Raw genomic sequence first — 271 nt, forward strand, 5'->3', positions numbered from 1 at the left:
GCATTGCTGGTGTCGATGTTTCCACATTAGTTGATGGCGACATCACCGTGTCTGCCACCGCGTTAGACAATAACGGCAACAGCGTTAACGACACCGATGTCGATAATCTGGACGCGACCGCCGGTAACATCACTGTCGATCTAGTCTTAAACGACAGCGGCGCCACCGCCGACATTAGCGGTACCACCACCGATGTGGCCCCAGGTTCAACCGTCACGTTAGTATTAACTGATGCCAACGGCACCCAAGTCACGGTGCCAAATGTCACCGT

At 54.2% G+C, this 271-nt stretch carries 1 pseudogene; it reads left to right on the forward strand.

Annotation, left to right across the window (positions count from 1 at the left end):
* Positions 1-271: pseudogene (locus AAEY93_RS20625) on the forward strand (retention module-containing protein); the annotation flags it as partial.

Origin of the sequence: Shewanella sp. CAL98-MNA-CIBAN-0140 (assembly GCF_040309905.1) — a bacterium.
Taxonomy (GTDB): Bacteria; Pseudomonadota; Gammaproteobacteria; order Enterobacterales; family Shewanellaceae; genus Shewanella; species Shewanella psychromarinicola.